The sequence below is a fragment of the Streptomyces sp. NPDC089919 genome, from assembly GCF_040684615.1.
In the GTDB taxonomy this organism is placed as follows: domain Bacteria; phylum Actinomycetota; class Actinomycetes; order Streptomycetales; family Streptomycetaceae; genus Streptomyces.
This window is the reverse complement of sequence record NZ_JBFBGK010000031.1, coordinates 1-19,290: the sequence shown is the minus strand read 5'-3', so window position 1 is coordinate 19,290 and position 19,290 is coordinate 1. Positions and strand designations below refer to the sequence as shown.

The 19,290-nt window shown below is 73.6% G+C and carries 7 protein-coding genes and 1 pseudogene; 2 read left to right on the top strand and 6 right to left on the bottom strand.

Going from position 1 to position 19,290, the window contains the following annotated elements:
- Positions 1 to 201: 201 nt before the first annotated feature.
- The 4 genes from AB0O40_RS15570 to AB0O40_RS15555 form a co-directional block, all read right to left on the bottom strand.
- Positions 202 to 7,233 (bottom strand): ricin-type beta-trefoil lectin domain protein, encoded by a 7,032-nt coding sequence (locus AB0O40_RS15570; RefSeq protein WP_365040698.1) that lies wholly within the window; start codon positions 7,231 to 7,233, stop codon positions 202 to 204.
- Positions 7,234 to 7,534: 301 nt separating this feature from the next.
- Positions 7,535 to 7,780 carry a hypothetical protein gene (locus tag AB0O40_RS15565; RefSeq protein WP_365040695.1) on the bottom strand — a complete coding sequence of 82 codons (246 nt, stop codon included), beginning with the start codon at positions 7,778 to 7,780 and terminating at the stop codon, positions 7,535 to 7,537.
- Positions 7,777 to 10,434: a DNRLRE domain-containing protein gene (locus AB0O40_RS15560; RefSeq protein WP_365040693.1), complete on the bottom strand. Its 2,658-nt coding sequence runs from the start codon at positions 10,432 to 10,434 to the stop codon at positions 7,777 to 7,779. Before AB0O40_RS15560 ends, AB0O40_RS15565 begins: the two co-directional genes overlap by 4 nt.
- 200 nt (positions 10,435 to 10,634) lie before the next feature.
- A complete protein-coding gene (locus tag AB0O40_RS15555; RefSeq protein ID WP_365040691.1) occupies positions 10,635 to 12,716 on the bottom strand; it encodes a restriction endonuclease in 2,082 nt (693 codons plus the stop codon).
- A 270-nt stretch (positions 12,717 to 12,986) separates the two neighbouring features.
- Between AB0O40_RS15555 and AB0O40_RS15550 the strand changes: the two genes are divergently transcribed.
- Entirely contained in the window at positions 12,987 to 14,411 is a 1,425-nt protein-coding gene (locus AB0O40_RS15550; RefSeq protein ID WP_365040689.1) for a tetratricopeptide repeat protein, read from the top strand.
- Between the two features lie 98 nt (positions 14,412 to 14,509).
- Here the strand turns inward: AB0O40_RS15550 and AB0O40_RS15545 are convergent, their stop codons facing one another.
- Complete coding sequence (locus AB0O40_RS15545; RefSeq protein ID WP_365040687.1) at positions 14,510 to 17,875, bottom strand: S8 family serine peptidase; 3,366 nt, start codon at positions 17,873 to 17,875, stop codon at positions 14,510 to 14,512.
- A gap of 417 nt (positions 17,876 to 18,292) precedes the next feature.
- On the opposite strand from AB0O40_RS15545, the gene AB0O40_RS15540 reads away from it, so the two are divergent.
- On the top strand, positions 18,293 to 18,973 hold the full coding sequence (locus tag AB0O40_RS15540; protein WP_365040686.1) for a hypothetical protein: 681 nt from the start codon (positions 18,293 to 18,295) through the stop codon (positions 18,971 to 18,973).
- 46 nt (positions 18,974 to 19,019) lie between these two features.
- Here the strand turns inward: AB0O40_RS15540 and AB0O40_RS15535 are convergent.
- Positions 19,020 to 19,290, bottom strand: a pseudogene (locus AB0O40_RS15535) (sulfate ABC transporter substrate-binding protein); the annotation flags it as partial.

The following is a 19,290-nucleotide window of genomic DNA, read 5'->3' as shown; positions in this document are numbered from 1 at the left end:
GGGGGACCGATCCTCAGATGCCTGACGGTCACGTTGCGATTACAGGTGATGCTCCCTCAAATGCCTTTCTCCGTAGGGAAGTTGAGACTCGTACTGGCTCCGACCCGGATTCCGCTTCGGCACCTGTTACGGAATTGACACGAAGCGCGGGGGAGCCCCCGGCCGCGGGGTGCGGCCGGGGGCTCCGGGACGGGCTTCAGGTCAGCCGTGGGGCCCCTGCGGAAGGACGCCCTGGGTGAGGCGGTTCTTCAGATTGATGTCGTAGCGCTCCTTGTAGACCAGCTTCTGGAGGTTCCAGGTCTGCTCGGACCAGGTGCGCCTGGACTCGCTGAAGATCTTCTCGTACCAGTAGGGAATGGCCTTGGTGCCGGTGGTGAACCCGTCCTGGTGGAGGAACATCTCGTCGCCCTTCTGCTCGATGCTGAAGGTGATCTGCGAGCCGACGTCGTCGAAGTACTCCTGACCCACCACGTCGAAGGTGAAGCTGGTCGCGGCGACGGTCACCCGGACCTCTCCGGGTGCTCCGGCGAGGGTCGGGTTGGGCTTCACCGGCAGTTTGGGGCCGGGGTGGAGGATGCAGTCGGCGCCTTCGTAGAAGCTCTCGCACCCGGAGATCGGGAACGGGAACACCTTCTTGGGGTTCGCCTGGAACATCGCCATGACCTCTTCCGGCGATCCCATGTTCGCCCGGAGGCCGAGGTAGAACTTGTACGAGTAGCTGTACTTGTACTTGTAGTCCCCGACCGGCCCCTGGCGGTAGATCTTCTTCCGCGTCTTGGGGGAGACGTTGTACGTGCCGTTGCGCCGCGCCTCGTCCGCCATCCGGTTCGAGGACTCCCGGCAGGCGTCGAAGTTGCAGTTGTCGGAGTAGTCGCCGATCACGCCGTCGGTGTCACCGGGGACACCGGCGCAGATGCCGTCGGGGCCGCCTCCCGGTGCGCCGTGCATGCACATCTTGCCGTCCGGGTCGGAGTTGCCGACCGGGTTGTTGTTGCCGTAGGCGTAGCCGTTCCACTGCTGCGGGTCCATCTCCGACAGCAGCGGGTCCGGGCTGATGAAGCGGCCCGTGGTCGGCTGGTAGAGGCGGACGCCCAGGCTGGTGAGCCCGGTGGTGTCGTCCTTCTGGCCGGCGACGAAGCCCTTGTTGCCGGCCCAGGCCGGGGGCTGGGTGCCGCGGGCGTTGCCGAAGGGGTCGGTGCGGTTGCGGGTGACGGCCAGGCCGGCCAGGTCGATGCTGAGGTTGTTGGTGCCGTGGTGGTCGGCGAACTGGGCGACGAACGCCCCCGCCGCGGTGCCGGCGCCGGTGCGGACGATCGTCAGCCCGCCGGGTACCGGGTAGTAGCGGACGCCGGTGCGGGCCTGGGTGGCCGTGTTCACCGTCAGCTCGTCGTTGCCGAGGGTGAGGGTGGCCGAGCCGGGGTTGCGCCGGATCAGCAGGTTGCCGTCCGCGTCGTAGAGGTACGTGGTGGTGGTCGCGGGGATGCTCCACTTCTGCCCGGCGGGCACGGTGGTGGCGCAGTCGCCCAGTACCAGGTCGGTGCCGTCGGTGGTGACGTCACCGGGGACGGCGAGGCAGCGGGTGGCGGCCGGGTTGTAGAGGGTGCCGTCGGCGCGGGCGGTCCAGGTCTGGTCGGCGCCGCCGTCGCAGTCCTGGAAGGTGACCGTCGAGCCCGCCGTCGTGCCCATGGCCTGGACGCACCGGTTGCCGCTGGAGAGCGTGGAGTTCGCGGTGGCGTACTTCTGCCCGGCGTTGGCGTTGCAGGGGTAGATCTGCAGCGGGCTGCCGACCGCGGTGGAACCGCCGGCCGCATCGAGGCACTTGCCGCCGATGCCCTTGATCTGAGCCGCCGTGGTCAGCGAGGCGGGCTTGCCCTCGCTGTTCCAGGTCAGGCTGCTGGTGCCGGCCCGGCCGGCCCGGTAGGAGGTGGTGGCGCCGGTCGGGTCGTACTGGAAGCGGTCGTTGTTGGTGCTGGTCCCGGTCTTCGTGGTGGCGAGCAGCAGCGCGTGCGGGCCGCCGGTGCCGCCGCCGGTGGCGGGCGCGGCGGTCGGGGCGTTCTGCTGCCCCGGGGCGCCGAAGGTCTGGGTGGTGACCGCGTCCTTCGTGGTGTCGCCCGCCGGGTCGTGGACGGTCAGCTTCGTCCGGTTGCCGGTCAGGTCGTACGCGTACTCCTGCCAGTAGGGGGCCGGGCCGCCCACGGTGGTCTTCGCCGGGGCGGCGGCGCCGCCGGTGGGAGTGGTGTTGGTGCAGGCGCCCTGGTCGGCGCTCTGGTGGGTGAGCGGGTCGGGCCGGGTGATGCCGCCGGTGTCGGACCAGGCCTGGGTCAGCCGGCCGAGCTGGTCGTAGGCGAAGCACTGCCGGTCGGTCTGGGCCGGGGTGTTGTCCGCGATCGAGGTCAGCGAGGTGATCCGGCCGGCCTGGTCGTAGGTGTAGCCGGTCTGCTGGACGGCGCCGCCGGTCTGGGTCTGCTTGTCCACGAACTGGTCGCGCAGCCGCCCGGTGGCGTCGTCGTACACCGAGGTGGCGACGACCTGCGAGGCCCACGGGTTGACGGTGGAGCGGATCACGCGCCCGTAGGCGTCGTACTCGGTCTGGGTGTCGTAGGTGGTGGCGCCGGCGAACTTGTACAGCTGGCCGTAGTCGTTGTACGAGTAGTCGATGTCGTCCGTCGGCAGCCCGCCGAGGGCCGGCAGCACCGTCCCCTTCGGCTGCCCGGTGATCCGGTCGTAGGTGGTGCTGACGCTGTAGGTGAAGGTGCCCGAGGCCAGTCCGGCGTCGGTGCCGGGCAGGCTGATGGTGGTGCCGGTGACCCGGCCGTCGTCGTCGTAGCCCGTCACGGCGCTGGTGTACGCCTTGCCGCCGGAGCCGCCGACGTAGCGGGTGGCGGAGGCGGGCTTGTTCCTGCCGGCCGCGACCGTGTCGTAGCTCCAGCCGGCCAGCTGCTTGGCCGCGCTCACCGAGCCCTCGTACAGGCCGGTCTTGCGGCCCAGCAGGTCGTAGGTGTACAGGAGCGTGCGGTTCTTGGCGTCGGTGCTGGAGGCCAGGCGGGAGGCGGCGTCGTAGGTCTTGCTGCCGGCGCCGGCGTCCGGGTCGTTCGTGCCGGTCTCCCGGCCGCGCAGGTCGTAGCTGTACGACCAGACGTTCCCCGCCGCGTCCTTGCGGGTCAGGGGCTTGCCGTCGACGGTCGAGGTGAAGCGGGTGACCGTCGCGTCCGCGGCCTGTCCGGTGGGCGTCGCCGTGTCGTACTGCCACAGCTCGGTGGTGTGGCCCAGCGCGTCGGTGAAGACCGAGGTGGGCGAGCTGCCCTTGGGGGGCAGGACGTCGGTGCGGTCCGCGCCCGGGTAGCTGGTCGTGGTGCGGTTCTGCTCCGTGCCCAGCGACCAGTTCGAGATGACCGTCACCCGGTCGCGGCCGTCGTAGGAGGTGCGCTTCTGGGCCGGGACGGTGCTGTCCGCCGCGGTGACCAGGACGTCCTTGGGGCCGGAGGCGTCGTTGTACCAGGCGCCGTTGGAGACCGCCTCGCGGCCGTGCGAGTCGAAGCGGCTCTCCGCGACCAGACGGCCGGTGTACGCCGGGTTCGCCGGGGTGGACTGGGTCTGGCGGGTGTGGGTGAAGCCGTCCATCAGCTGGATCGAGGTGGTGCGCACCGGGGTGGCGCCGTCCACGGTCAGCTTGCCGGTGGTGATGGTGGAGGGGACGCCGGCCGTGTTGGAGACGCGGTAGCCGAAGACCACGTTCGCGTTCGGGTCGTTCTCCGGGGTGCGTCCGGGTGCCCACACCGCGGTGCGGCGGCCCAGCGCGTCGTAGGTGGTGGTGGTCGTCTTCTGGTTGGCGTCGGTGACCTTCAGGGGCAGCGACCGGCGGACGTCGTAGGTGGTGACGGTGTCCCAGGTGCCGGTGGCCTGGCCGGGCACGGGCGCGGAGAGCGTCACCGAGGCCGGCAGCTCGCCGGCGGCGGCCGGGGTGTAGACGGTGCTGGTGGTGGCGCCGTTCGGGTGCTGCGCGTCCTTGCTGGTCGGATCGGTCTTGGAGGTGACGCGGCCGTAGCCGTCGTAGGTGGTGGTCGAGTCGGTGACGAAGACCGGGCTGCCGTCCGCGGCGTAGCGGTCCAGCACCTCGCTGCGGGTCGCATCGGCGGTCGCGGCCGCCTGCCCGTAGGCCAGGCCGTCGTAGGAAGTACGGCTGCGCGACAGGGTGTTGGCGGCGGTGGCGGCCGCGGTGCAGGCGTCGGTGCCCGACACCTTCAGCTCCTCGGAGACCAGGTCGGTGCGCTGGGCGTCCGGACCGCTCGCGTAGGAGGTGCGGGTGCAGACGTCCGGGACCCCGTCGGCCTGCGCCAGCACGGTCAGCGTCCGGTTGTTCTGCGCCGGGTCGGTGACCTGGGTGGTGGTGCCGGTCCGCCAGGTGCCGTCGGCGAGCTTGGCGCGGGTGGTGGTGGTGAGCCGGGTGCCGGCGTAGCGGGCGACCAGCGCCGGCAGGCCGGTGCGGGTGTGCGTCGCGGTGGTCACCGGGTCGGCGGAGGCGTACACGGTCTGGTCGGCGGCGCTGCCGCCGGCCTGGGTGAGGGTCTCACTCTGGAGGGCCTGACCACTGAGCCAGTCCACGTCCGTGACGTCCCGGCCGAGCGCGTCGGTCAGGTGCACGGAGCGGCTGGAGCCGTTCTTGCGGACGTCCCCGTCCATGCCCTGCCGGTAGGTGGTCACGGACTGGGACCTGGGGCCGTCGGTGCCGGAGCCGACGGTGGTGGTGACCTTCCCGAAGCCGCGGAACTCGCCCCAGGTACGGGCCTTGGCCTCGGTCAGCTCACTGTCGTCGCGGTGCCAGGCCGGGGACTCGTAGGTGTAGGCGGTGATCTTCTGGGGGCTGTCGGTGACGGTGTCGGTCTCCGTCAGGGACTTGACCGTGTAGTGGTGGAACCAGTCCAGCACCGGGTCGGCGTCCGCCACCGATCCGGGCGGGGACCAACGCACCGGGTAGCAGGCCTTGTTGTTGTCGTCCTCGGCGGCCGGCATGACGTTGTTGACGCGGGAGCAGGCGGGCAGGTCGTAGTCGACGGCGAGGACCCCGCCGGTCTCGTTGCGGATCTGCTGGATGCGCGGCCGGTTCATGAGCGGCGGCGCGGGCACCAGGTTGGTGCCGTCCACCCGGTTCGGCAGCATCACCGGGGTGAAGGAGACCGCCGGCAGGTCGACGGCCGGGGAGCCGGCCTTGCCGGTGTGCCGGACGGAGTCCAGCCACAGGGCGCGCTCGCTGCCCGCGTCCTTCGGGTCGGGGAAGGACTGCGTCAGCTGGTACGAGTCCACGTCCTGCCAGGCGTTGTTCACCCGTACCTGGGTGTCGATCCGGGTGAGCCGCTTGGTCGAGAAGTACGTGGCGGCGTAGTAGACGCAGGTGCCGGTGCTCTTGCACTCGTTGCCCACCGGCACGTCGGGCCAGTTGGCCTTGTTGGCGACCGTGCGGTTGGCCACGTCGCAGGCGGTGCCGGCGGCGGTGCAGCGCTCGGCGACGGTGAAGTTCACCCGGGCCGCGGGCTGGAGGGAGCCCTTGGCGGCCACCTGCTCGGCCAGCTTCTGCCCGTAGTCGATGCGGGCCAGGGTGGTGGCGCGGGTGTACTGGGTCATCGTGCCGTTGCCGTTGTTCTGGGCGGCGCCGCGCTTGTACCAGTTGGTCTCGGGGGCCCAGTTGTAGGTGGTCAGGTTGCCGTGCGCGTCGACCACGTAGTCGAGGTGCAGGCGCTGCCACATCTGGCACCAGGACCCGGCGCCCTTGGCCGCGTCGTAGCAGGGCTGGCCGCTCTTGGGCGAGTAGACCGGCACGGCGGACACGGAGTTGGTGGCCGGGTCGCTCTTGTCGCCGCCGGGCAGGTGGTTGATGCCGAAGTAGTAGGTGGTGCCGGCGGGGTCGGTGACCTTCGCGTACGAGCCGTCCTTGACGCCGTTGGCGGCGCCGGAGCCGAACTCGATCCTCGTCCCGTCGTCGTCCTTGAGGCGCCAGGTGCCGGTGGCGGCGTCGGCGGTAGCCGTCGCCGAGCCCGCCTTGTCGTCCCGCACCAGGGTGCCCGAGTGGGAGCCCAGCGACATGGAGACGTTGAAGCCGCTCCAGCAGGCGTCCCCGGAGTCGGGGATGCCGGCCTTGTCGCAGGGCTTGTAGACGCGCTCGAGGTAGCCGGGGTTGTACTCCCAGCCGTCGCCGATCCAGGAGGCCTGGGCGTTGGTGACCGAGGTCTTGCCGTCGACCGAGGAGGAGCTGTACGCCAGCGAGACCTCGGGGGCCGCCCCGCCGAGCGTGGCGGGCACCTCGATGGCCTGCTGGTAGGTCAGCGCGCCCGAGCTGCTGCCGGCGGCCCACTTCTGCGCCCCGTCGAGCGGGGTGGCCTCGTACGAGCCGCCGGGCCCGGAGGAGTCCGCCTCGGCGGCCAGCAGCAGCGGGGCCGCGGGGGCGGCGACCAGCGCAGCGGCCGGCCGGCGCGGCGCGCCCGGTACGGGGGAGGGGGCCGGCGCGGCCCCGGTGGGCAGCGCCACCTCGGCCAGCAGCCGCTTCGTGGTCCGGTCGTACCGCGTGACCAGGGGTGTGCGCACCTGGCAGGACGGCACCTTCGGTGTGGTCAGCGCACAGGCGGGCAGGGTGACCAGGCGGCCGCGGGAGGCGAACGCGCCCCCGGTGGCGGCCTGCAGGGCGGCGAGGTCCAGGCCGACCCGCACCTGCGCGGCGGCCTTCGCGGTGCCGGCCGGGGCGGCGAGGCTGAAGAGCGCGCCGTCGACCCCGACCGCGCGGGCCGAGCGGTCGTCCGCCCGGACGACCGTGACCGGGCCGCGGGGACGCGCGGCGGCAGCCGCGGCGCCGCCCGCGCCGGCCGGGGCCTTGGCGGCCACCCACACCGGCAGCCCGCCGGCCCGGACCGGGGCGGTGCCGCCGGAGGCCAGGTCGGCGGTGGCGCCGACCGGGACGGTGAAGGGGGTCCGCGGCCTGGCCGCGGCTCGGGAGGGCACCGGGTAGCGGGGCTTGACCGAGGCCGCCTTGGGGACGCTCAGTGCCGTGACGGGCTTGGTGCCGGGCAGCGGCCGGTTCGGCGGCTGCCAGACCTTCGAGAAGTCCGCGGCCGGACCGTCGGCCGCGGCGTCGGCCGCCTGGACCGCGGGGGTGGCCAGCAGCGCGGTGGCGAGCGCCAGGACGACCGGACCGATGGTCCGGGGGCGTGGGCCGGATGTTCTTCGGCGTGCGCGGGGGTCGGGCATGAGCTTCCTCCGTCTGCGGGGGACCGGGGCGCGGAGCCCCGGCCGGCGGGCCATGGCAGCGGGTCAAGTGGCTTTGACAGAGGGGAGGTTGGGCGAGGGCCCCGGATCCACTCGGCTGCCGAGCCGGACGCCGGAAGCTAAGCAACCAAACGCTGGATGCGTCGGGATCAACGATCGTTAGTCGAGGTGCGGGCGAGTCCCCCTCCAGGAGCTCCCGAGTGTTCCGGGAGCGGGGAGCGAGGGATCGCCGAGGGGGCCGTACCGGAGTGCTTCTCCGGTACGGCCCCCGAGGTGTGGCCGGTCAGCGGTGCCGCAGGGCGGCCAGGACGCGCCGGCCCGGGCGCAGGCGGGTGACGGGCGCGGCCGTGCCGGCGCCGATCAGGACCGCTACCCATACCGGCACCGGGACCAGCAGCCGTACCACGAGCGTGACCAGCGTGAAGACGGCCAGCAGGGCCAGCAGGTCCAGCAGGGCGGCCGGCCGCCCGCCGGGGGCGGCCTCGCCCGTCCAGCCCAGCGCCTCGCGGCGGCCCGGCTCGCGGGTCATGACAGCTGTCCCATCAGGCAGCCGGCCGCCGCGACCGAGATGAAGCCCCAGGGCCCGCCCGCGAACTTCACCATCCGCAGCCCGGCGCGGGCGCGCTGGATGTTGACGGAGACGTGGTGCGACTGCACCGGCACGTAGGCGGCGAGGGCGCCGACCCCGCACTTGCGGGCGGCGTTCTTGACGACCTTGCCGATCCGCTTCCAGTTCCAGCTGAACGGGTTCCACCACGGGTCGGCCACCACCGGGAAGGCGGTGTTCGCGTCGAACTGCACCGTCTGGACCAGCGTCTGGCCCTCCAGGCGGTAGGAGGTGGGCACGGGGTTGCCACGGGCGTCCTTCGCCCAGGGGGCGTTGATCGCCGCGACCGGCTCGTCCGGGTCGGCCGAGACGATCACGATGGAGCCGTCCGGCTGCTGGCGCAGGCTCGAGCCGGCGGCCAGGGTGAGCGGCACCCGGTACTCGCGCGGCGCGGACGCGTTCTTGATGACCTGGAGGGTCCGGCTGCCGCCCGCCAGGGTGGGCTGGACGACGGTGTCCACCGCGGACGCCGCGTCGGCGTGCACCACGCTGCCGTTGACGTTGACCCCGCGCTGCGGGCCGGCGCCCGAGCCGATGCCGACCGCGGCGATGTCGTCCGGCTTGACCTCGATGCTGCCGCGGGAGTCCCAGGGCACGGTCACCGTGCCGGTCGCGGTCTCGGCGATGGCGGCGAACCGGGCGTCGCTGGTGGTGGCGGGGGTGATGTCGGCCGCGTCCAGGGCCGCGTTGGCCGCACCGAAGGCCTCGATCGCCGGGCCCGGCCGCCAGCCGGTGTCCACGGTGAAGGTCACCGGCTCCGACCACCCGTTGGCGTAGTGCTGGCCGTCGAAGGTCGTGGTGCGGAAGGTGTAGGCGCGGCCGGAGGCCAGCTTGCCGGCCGGGACCGTCGCGGCGGCCGTCTGGCCGGAGCGCACGAACGGCGAGTTGAACAGCGCGACCACCTCGCCGGTGGCCTTGTCCTTGATCTCGAAGGTGCCCTGCACCTGGTCGTCCTCGTTGACGTCCTCCGTGGTGAAACGCAGCGTCGGCGTCAGGCTGTTGACCTTGTAGACCCCGCCCTCGCTGTAGAACGGCTTGCCCGCCTGGAGGTTGGCGCCGTTCTTGGGCCGGTAGTTGAAGGTGACCGTCAGCTGCGGGACCTTGTCCTCCGTCGTCTCGGAGGAGTGGAATCGCTTCCAGGCGTACGTGTCCGACTCGTCCACGGCCTTGATGCCCACCGAGCCGGTCGGGGCCTTGGCGCTCGCCCAGGTCTTCGCCAGTTCGGTGACGTCGGCGGTGACCCGGCCCGCGGTGCCGCAGGCCGCGCTGCGGGTCTCGGTGGAGGTGGCGGCCTTCTGCCGGAGCGCGGGCTGCTTGGTCCAGCGGCTCGAGGTGTCGGCCGGATCGGCCGCCCACACCTCCCAGCCGCGCTTCTCGCAGGACCAGGAGTGGTAGTTGAACAGCGAGAGCTTGGCGTCGGTGACCAGCGCGTCGGCGAACTGGCCGGTCTCCCAGGTGATGAAGGACCGGGCGGTGCGCTTGGTGGAGCCCGCGTGGTCGCCGGGCCAGCCGATCTTCAGGTCGGTGGAGGCCGACTGGTCGGTGGTGTCACCGCCCTGGACGAAGGTGTCGAAGAGCACTGACAGGGTGTCGGTGGCCGGGTCGATGGTCACCGGGTACCGGGTGGCGGGGTCCGTGAGGAAGGCCCGGTCCGGGGTGAGGCGCAGCTCGACCGTGTCGCCGTCCTGGACGACCGTCATGGGCACCCGGGCGGTCCGCTTGCGCTCCCCGGAGCGCGCGTCGACCTGCGCGTCCCACATCACCGGCGCCGGCATGGTGGCGACCGGTTCGCCGCCCTCCCGCTCGGCGAACACCACCGAGCCGTCCGGCTGCTGGGTGGCCGTCAGGCCCGGGATCCGCAGCGGCAGGGTCATCGGCGCGGCCCCGTCGGCCGGCCGCTGCCGCAGGCTGAGGAACTGCTCGAAGCCGGTGCGGGTGGCGTCCACGACCAGGTCGGCGCCGGGCACGGCGTCGGGGTAGGTGGCCTTGGGGCCGTCCAGCACCGGGGCGGGCAGCCCGCCCTTCCACTGCACGGCGATCGTCCGGTCCCCGGTCCCCAGGGTGATCAGGTCCCGGGCCGCGGAGCCGGGCGCCTCGGCCGCGGCCCGCGCCGAACGGGCCCGGGCGCCACCGGGACCGGCCAACTTCAGCTCGCCGGGGTGCGCTTCGGCCTCGACGCCGCCGTCGGAGCGGCGGTGCAAGGTGGCGTCCACCGGGGTCCAGGTGCCGTCCTTGAGCATCCGGACCGGGCCGCCGGCGACCGTGGTGGTCAGGGTGCCGTCCGGGTTCGCCCAGGTGGTGGCGGTCTCGGTCCGGCGGTCCAGGACCTCGACGCGGTGGCCGAAGGACTGGGCGGCGAGCAGGGCGGAGCCGGCCGTGACGGCCTCGGTGACGGGCCCGCCCAGCGGGTTGGCGGCCCGCACCGCGTCCCGTACATCGGGTGTCCCGGGCGCCGTGCCCGGGCCGGACTCCTCCGCCACGGCCGGCACGGCCGACCCCAGCAGGGCGAGCGCGGTCAGCGCCGAGACGCCCCCCACCGCGACGGTTCCGGTGAATCTACGTCGTATCGACGACATGCAGGTCCTTGATCGAGCGACAGGTCCGCGCCCCGCTGCGGCAGGAAGCGGACGTGATCGACTTTGGTCGACCGCAAGATCAAAGCAGAGGTAAAGAGAAGGTAATCAGGGTCTAAAGTCCCTGTTCGGCGGGCCGATGGACCCGAGTACCGGCCCTGTTCGGCGGGCCGATGGACCCGAGTACCGGCCCGGACCGGTGCTCACGCCACCTCGATCCCGAAGTCCTGCACCAGCTCCGCCAGACCGCCCCGGTAGCCCTTGCCGCCGAGGACGAAGTCCCAGTCGCCGTTGGTCCGTCGCCGGAAGGAGCCCAGCACCAGGGCGTCCTCCCCGGGCCGCCCCTCGGACACCTCCAACTGGCCCAGCTCGGCCAGCCCCGGATCCAGCAGCCGGATCCGGGCGTCGGTGAAGCCGCCGAGGTCCGCGCCCGGATCGGCCTCCGGATCGACGGCCGCCACCAGCACCAGCCGGTCGGCCGCCGCCGGCAGCGCGTCGAACGCCACGCCGATCGCGGCCCGGTCGGGCCCGGCGGCGGGCAGTGCCCATACCGAACCGTCCGGGGTCCGGGGGTTGTTGAAGAAGACGAAGTGCTCCTCGCTCAGCACCTGGGCGCCCCGGCAGACCAGCGCGCACACGTCCACCGCCACGCTGCCGGCCCACGACATCCCCAGCACGTTGTGGTCGTCCGGGGGCGCCGCCGCCGGCGCCGGGTCCGCCGGTCCGGGCGCCCCGGCCGCCGGCGCCCGCCGGGCCCCGTCGCCCAACCGCCCGCGCAGACCGTGCAGGTGCAGCAGGTCCACCAGCTGGGGACCCGAGACCAACTCCAGCGGCTTGCCGCTCGCGAAGGCGTGCGAACCGGGCCCGAACCCCGAAGTCGTCACCAGCACGCCCTTGTTCGCGCCGGCGTCCTGCACGGTCCCGTACAGGTCGCGCACCGCGGTCGGCGGCACCGTGTTGCGGTAGCGCTTGACCTGGACGACGATCGTGCCGCCGCGGATCGGCGCCGGGTCCACCGCGTCCACGTCCACCCCGCCGTCGTTGGAGCGCTGGGTGGTCACCGCCTGCATCCCCATGGCCCGGAACAGCTCGGCGACCAGCTCCTCGAAGGCGATCGGGTCCATCGCGAACAGGTCCGGCTCCTCCTCGCCCCCGGCGGCGACCGGGACGGCCGCGGGGGACCGCACGTCCTCCGGCCGCCGGCCCGCCCGCACCGGCGCGAGCTGGTCGGGCCGGGCCGCGAGCTGCCCGCGCAGCGCGTCCGTCAGACAGCTCCCGGCGTCCACCTGCGCCAGGTGCAGCTCCCGGAAGGCCGACCGCGCCGCCGTGACCGCGGCGAGCACGATCTGACCCGGCCGGCCCGTCGCCGGGTCGTGCCCGTCGACGAAGCCGTTCAGCGTCACGGACTCCAGCACGCCCGACTCGTCCGCCCCGAACAGCTCGTGCAGCACCAGCAGCACCGACTGGGCCAGCACCTCCCGGTACAGGGAGCGCCGCTGGGTCACCGGGCGGGCGGTCTCCTTGTCCTGGTCGGTGCCGAACATGTACCGGACCGCCTTGGCCGCCGGTACGACCGCGAGGGGCGGCAGCTCCCAGTCCAGCACCAGCTCCCCGGCCCCCGGGTCGTAGGCCGCGGTCACCCGGCGGGGGAAGCCCTCCGGCCACGCCGTCGAGGAGTAGAGGGCGGCGGCGAAGTACTCGGCCACCGCGTCCGGCTCCCGCCGCCGCACGCCGTCGGTTATCGCCCCGATGTCGGCGTTGTGCCGCCGCACCTCGGCCAGTTGGCCCTCCGCCCACTGCCGGTGCTCCGCCCGGCGCGCGGCCAGCTGCCGCTGCCGGTCCGCCTCCGCGGCCTGGGCGGCCCGCCAGTCCTGCTCGAAGCGGGCCCGGGCCTCGGCCTGCGCCTGGGCCCGGTGGTGCGGGGTCCAGCCGCCCTGCGCCTGGTACCGGCGCTCGTCCGGCATCGGTACCGGCCGCTCCAACGCCCCCGCGACGAAGGGCTGGACCTCCTCGGGCCGCAGCAGGGCGGCGGCCCGGAAGGCCGGCGCCCGGCAGCCCGCGGCCAGCAGCCCCTGGAGCTCCGCGACCCGAGCGTCCAGCTCCTCGGTACGCCGCGCCGCCTCCGCCTGGCGGAAATCGCGGTGGCTCTGCGCGGCCCGCCGCTCGGCGGCCCGCGCCCGCTGCTCCTCCTGTCTGCGCAGTCCCGCCTCGACCGCCAGCCGGCGCTGTTGCTGGCGTTGCATCTCGGCCCAGACTCCGACGAGACCGGTGGAGCGATGACTCATGTGCGGCAGGCCCTCCCCAGGGCGGGGACCGGCCGGAGGCGATCTGGCCGTCCCCGTGACCAAATGCGAGGGAACGACTCTATCCAGCGACGGCCCGCACGGAAATCCGCCCGCCCGCCCCGGTCCGTCCGGGCGCCCGCACCCCGGCCTCCGGGCGCGGGCTCACCTGTTCGGGGACTGGGCAGGGAAGCCCGCAACTGGCTCCATGGGAAGGGGTGTCGGGCGACCGACCCCGACCGGAGCACGCCCTACGCGACGAGGTGAGCAGCTTTGCCGACCGACCGGTACGGCCACGACCTGTACGACGGCACCGCGGAGGCGGCCGGCCACCTGGACCGCGCCGTGGCGCACCTGCTCTTCCTGCGGCCCGAGGTGGCCGGGGCGGTCGAGGACCTGCTCGCCACCGCCCCCACCGCGCCGGTGGGCCAGGCCTTCGCCGCCTACCTGGGCGTCCTCGGCACCGAGCCGGCCGACGCCGCGGCCGCCCGCCGCCGCTTCGAGGCCTTCACCGCCGGGCTGGACACCACCCGGCTGCCCCCGCGCGAACGCATGCACACCGCCGCCGCGGCCCACCTGCTCGCGGGCGACCTGAAAGGGGGCAGCGCGGTCCTGGAGGAGCTGACCGTGGCCCACCCGCGCGACGCCCTCGCGCTCTTCGTCGGCCACCAGCTCGACTTCCTCACCGGCGACGCCACCCGTCTGCGGGACCGGGTCGGCGGCGCGCTCTCCGCCTGGCCCCGGGAGGACCCGCACCGCGGCCCGCTCCTGGGCATGTACGCCTTCGGCCTGGAGGAGTGCGGCCACTACGAACACGCCCGCGAGACCGGAGCGGCCGCGCTCGAGCGCAACCCACGAGACGTGTGGGCCACCCACGCGGTCGCCCACACCTACGAGATGCAGGGCCGCTTCGCCGAGGGCGCCGCCTTCCTCGAGGCCCGCACCGGCCACTGGTCCGGCGGCAACTTCCTCACCGTCCACACCTGGTGGCACTACGCCCTCTACGCCCTGGAGGCCGGCCGGCCCGACCGGGCGCTGGCCGTCTACGACACCTCCCTGCACCACGCCGACTCCCGCGGGCTGGCCATGGAACTCCTCGACGCGGCAGCCCTGTTGTGGCGGCTGCGGCTGGCCGGCTCCGACCAGTCCGGCCGCTGGTCGGCACTGGCCGACGCCTGGGCCGCCCGGGCCGATCCGCCCTTCTACGCCTTCAACGACGTCCACGCCGTCATGGCGTACGCCGGGGCCGGCCGGATCGCCGAGGCCCAGCGCCTGATCGCCGGCCGCCGCCGCTGGCTGGCCGAACCGGCCGCCGGCGCGCTCACCAACCACGCCATGACCGCCGAGATCGGCCTGCCCGTCTGCGAGGCGCTGGTCGCCCACGCCCGGGAGGACCACGACACCGTCGTCGACCTGCTCTGGCCGCTGCGCCGCCGCCTCCACGAGGCCGGCGGCAGCCACGCCCAGCGCGACGCGATCCAGCAGACCCTCCTCGAATCGGCCCTGCGCGCCGCCCGCCACCCGATCGCCCGCACCCTGATCAGCGAACGCACCGCCCTGCGCCCGGACAGCCCCTTCAACTGGGCGGCCCGGGCCCGGCTGGCGGACGCCCTGGGCGAACCGGCCGAGGCCGCCGCGGCCCGCGCCCGGGCAACCGGCCTGCGCGTGAAGGGAGTCCACCCCGCCGGACACGTCTGACATCCGGCCCCGGACACGCGGACGGCGCCACCACACGAGGTGGTGACGCCGTCCCGGACCGTCGACGTCAGCGGTCGGCCGCCGTCAACGGACCGCGCTCACTTGCCGAGCCACGCCTGGTGGACCGCCACCGTCGACGTGTTGCCCTGCTTGTCGGTGACCACGGCGGACAGGGCGATCCCCTTGCCCTTCGCCGGGCTCTGCACGGAGATCCGGCCGTCCCGCACGGACACCTTCCGCCAGGTCTTCCCGTCGTCGTAACTGACCGACACCGTGAGCGACTTGAGGTTGCCCCCGGCCGCCGAACCCTGCACCGTCACCGGCACCAGGACCTTCGCACCGGCCGGCAGCCGCGAGGCGAGGTCGACCGGGGCGGCGAAGCGGACGGTGGACACCGGCAGCGCCGTGGTGGCCGCCACCTGCTTCGACCGGAAGGAGAAGGAGGCCTCGATCCGGGTGCCGGCCGCGGCCAGCGCCTTCGAGCGCTGCACCGAGACCGCCAGCCGGTACCGGGCCTCGCCCGCCCCGACCGTGAACGGCACCCGGCCGGTCAGCGGGTCGTCGTTGCGGGCGACCTCGACGCCGTTGCGGTACAGCGTCGACGAGGCCTTGACGGTCGGGCTGTCGCCCAGGTGCCCCGCGCCGTCCGAGAAGAGCGGCACGGCCCCGACCAGCTGCTGCTCACCCGTCGCCGGGTCCGGCGCGGTACGGAACACGCCCAGGCCCTTGCCCAGTTGCGGCCCGAAGACACCCGTGTCGAAGTTCTCCCGGTACGTCCGGCCGGCCGCGTAGCGCTTGGCCCGGGGCATCTCGTAGCTGCCCTCGTAGGCCGGGTAGCCCCACTCGTCCGGCGGGCCCGCCTGGGTCAGCCGGGTCAGCCAGCTGACCCCGTCCGCGGTGGAGACGTAGAAGGTACGGGTGCCCGGCGCGGGCTGCGGCGCGGTGTAGCCGTTGCCCTCGGGCGCCCCCGGCAGGTGGGCGAACGGCGACACGAAGGCGCTCTTCCCGGGGGCCGAGGCGCCCAGGCCGACCTTCAGGGTGGCCAGTTCGGCCGCCTTCACGTGCTTGGTGTACCCGGTCGCCAGCCGCTCGGCCGGGCCGCCGAACGCCACCGAGTACTGCGCGGTGCGCCCCTTGAGGAAGTGCGCGTCCCAGGTCTGCAGCATCGAGCCGTCGGTGACCGCCGGACCGCGGTGGGCGGTGCGGAAACCGGTGAAGCCGCGCAGGACCCAGCCGTTGCCGATCCGGCCGATCTCGGTGTTGCGCTCGTAGTACGTGCCCGCGTAGTCGGCCTTGGAGATGCCGGGCACGGTCAGGTCCACCGGCTTCGTGGTGCGGGCGTCAGCGGTCAGCGTCAGGTCCCGGGTCACCTCCAGCTTCGGCTGGGCGATCCAGTCGGTGCCCTTGGCGTAGTCCGAAGGGTCCACGTACACGGCCGTGTTGAAGGTGTACGAGCCCTTCGGCACGCGTAGCGTGTGGCGGCCCGGCTGGTCGGCGATCCGGGCCGAGAAGCCCGCCCCCGGTCCGCCGACGCCGGTCAGGGTGGAGGCGAAGTTCTTCGCGTCGGAGCCGTCCCGGCCGAGGGTGCGCACCGTGAGGTCGTAGGACTCCGCCTCCCGGGTCGCCACCGCGGCCGTCCGCACGGACTGGCCGGCGGCGGTCGCCGTGACGTAGCCCGAGTACGCGCCGTCGGCGCTGCCGATCCGGGTGTCCGCGACCAGCGGCACCTCGGCCCTGCCACCGGCGGGCACGGTCACCTTCGCGGCGCCGAGCGAGAAGAAGCCGGCCGGGGCGGGCTTGCCCGCCGGGTCCAGGGTGGCCACCGACAGGGCCAGGGTGACCGGGGCGGTCCCGAGGTTGCGGTAGACGAGCTTCCTGGTGACGCGCCGGTCGTCGGCGTGCGGCCACCGGGCGGTGCCGAAGTCCAGCGAGACCGGGTCGGCGACCACGCTCTGCTTGATCGCCCGGTCGACCCGGATGCGGCCGGTGCCCTGCTGGAACGGCGTGTAGCCGCCGTTCTTCGCGGAGGCCGTGAGCGCGCCCTTGAGCTCGGCGTACTTCCACGTCGGGTGCAACTGCTTGAGGATCGCGGCCGCGCCCGCCACGTGCGGGGTCGCCATGGAGGTGCCGTCGAGCGTCAGGTAGCCCGGCGCCGGGTGCGGCGTACCGGGGTCCCGGTCGAAGGCGCTGCCGGCCGCGGCGGCCGCGGTGATCGCCACGCCCGGCGCGGTCACGTCGGGCTTGACGGCCCCGTCCACCCGCGGACCGGTGCTGGAGAAGGGCGCCAGCTTGTCGTCGTGGTCGACCGCGCCCACGGTCAGCGCGGCGTCCGCGCTGCCCGGCGAGGCCACCGTCGAGGCGCCGCCCTCGCCGTCGTTGCCGGCCGCGACCGCGAACAGGACGCCCTTGGTGGCGGACAGCCGGTCGACCGTGGCCTCCAGCGGGTCGGTCCCGGGGCTGTCGGGTCCACCGAGGCTCAGGTTGACCACGTCGGCGCCCTGGGCGGCGGCCCACTCCATGCCCGCGATCACGGCGGAGTCGTCGCCGTTGCCGTGGTCGTCGAGGACCTTGCCGCTGATCAGCTCGGCACCGGGGGCGACGCCCTTGAAGCGGCCGCCGGACCTGGCGCCGGTACCCGCCGCGATCGAGGCCACGTGCGTGCCGTGCCCCACCCGGTCCTTGGCATCGGGCGAGCCGGAGAAGTTCTTCTCGGCCACGACCCGCGTCTCGAGGTCGGCGTGCGTCCGGTCGACACCGGTGTCCAGCACGGCGATCTTCACGCCCTTGCCGTCGTACCCGGCCGCCCACGCCTTGTCGGCGCCGATCTGCCGGACGCTGCGGTCCAGGCTGGCGGTACGGACGCCGTCCAGCCAGACCGTGCCGATGCCGGCGGCCGCGGTGCGCGCACCGCCGGGCCCCCGATCGGTCAGCACCTCCCACAGCCGGCCCAGGTCCTGCGCGGAGGTACGGACGGCATCGGCGTCGAGCGCCGGGAACGTCCGACGCAGCGCGGTGTCACCGGCCGAGCGGACCCCGGCCCGGGCGGCGCCGGCGCCGTCCCGGTACTGCACGATCAGCTTGAGCCCGGCGCCGTGACTGCGGCGCAGCCGCGGGTCGCTCAGCACCGACAGGTCGAACAGCCGCTGGTCGAGGCGGCCCGACGCGAGCAGCGGCGCGGCGTCGGCGGGCACCACCAGGGTGCGCCCCCCGACCCGCTGCACCTGTACCGGCACGCGTTCCCGGCCCCGGGCGGGCTCGAAGGCCGTCATCCGGCCGGTGGCGTCCACCACCACCCGGTCGCCGGTGACGAGCGTGATCCGCTGGCTCCCGCCGGCCCGGACGACGTCCGCCCCGCCGGTGCCGCCGGCCCCGCCCGCGGCACCCGCCGGCGCGGGCCCGGCCATGCCCGATATCAAGGCCACCGACGTGGCCGCTGCGATGGTGAAGGCACGTGCTCTCTTCACATGTGCGCGCAAAACTCCCCCAGGAGCTTGGGATGAGGTCGAGTGATTTCCGGCCACGACGCAGCAGAACGCCCGCCAACCGGTCAGCGCAGTATGTGAGCCCACCAAGACATCGATCAACGCCGCTCAGCCGGCGTCCGGTTGGGACCCCTCGTTTCCAGCCACCGAACCACCCCCGATTGCGATCACCTCCCGACCGCCATGTGATGACTGTGTGACAGCTGTGAGATCACCACGAGACGGCCCCCACTCCCCCCAAGCAGAACCACCCCGGCCCCCCAAGACCGGAGTCCATCCTTCAAGTTGGCCGTTTCCACCCTCTTGCCGAGCGCTGGACCCGCCTCCGGAAGGGGGGACGCCGGGAGGGCGCCAGCGGTTTCCGAGGTGGCCGGCGGCCCGGGTCCTTAGGCTGGGGGCATGGAGTACAACCCGTACGGGGTGCAGCAGCAGCCCGCGCCGCCCGCCCACGCGCCGTGGACCGCGCTCGACGACCACCTGCTCTACACCTGCGGGGTCGTGTACGACCTGATGCAGGGCCGGCTCGCCGAGCGCAGACCGGTGCCCACGATGGCCCGGCTGGTGCCCGGGGAGCTGTCGCTGGCGGTGGGCCCGGCCGCCCGGCTGACCTGGCGCGCCCTGGGCGACGGCAGTTACCAGCACAGCAGTGTGATGGCCTTCGGCAGCACGGCCTTCGTGGTCGGCAGCCTGGCGGGGTCGGCCCTGGGCAACGCGGCCCGCCGGAACGCCGCCGCCGCCGACGCGCAGCCGAGGTGGGTGCACGACGGCACCGGCGAGCTCACCGTGACCAACCGCCGCGCCTACTTCGGCCACCCGCAGAGCTTCCTGGACCTCAACTGGACCGGACTCGACACCATCGACCTGGTCGCCCCCGACGTCTTCCAGTGCTCCTTCCAGAACACCCACGCCGGCGGCTACTCCACGATCCAGGTGCACTCCATGTGGGCGTCCCTGGTCTTCGTGCTCGCCGCGCACGTCGCCTTCCCGGCGCATCCCAGGCTGCTGGCCCGCGGCTGGCTGCCCCCGGACTTCGAGGCCCGCTGCGCGGCCGTCGGAGCCGTCTGCCCGCCCGTGAAGTAGCCCCGCCGCCCGGGTACTCGGCGGCGGGGCCACGTCACGGTGGTGGTTACTTGGCGCCGAGGCCGGCGTCGGTGACCTCGGGCTTGCCGGCGGCCTTGAGCACCTTGTTGAGGAGGGTGAGGTCGTAGATGCCGGTGAGGTCGGGCTGCTTGATGAGCTGGGCCTTGACGGCCCAGTCGGCTTCGGTCTTGAGGGTGGTGGCGAGGGGGTCGTCGGTGGTCCGGATGCTCGCCCAGGCGGGGTCGATGACCTTGGCGGGGAGTTCCTTGCCGGAGAGGGTCTTGAGGGCGGCGTTGGCGGAGGCCTTGGCCTTGTCG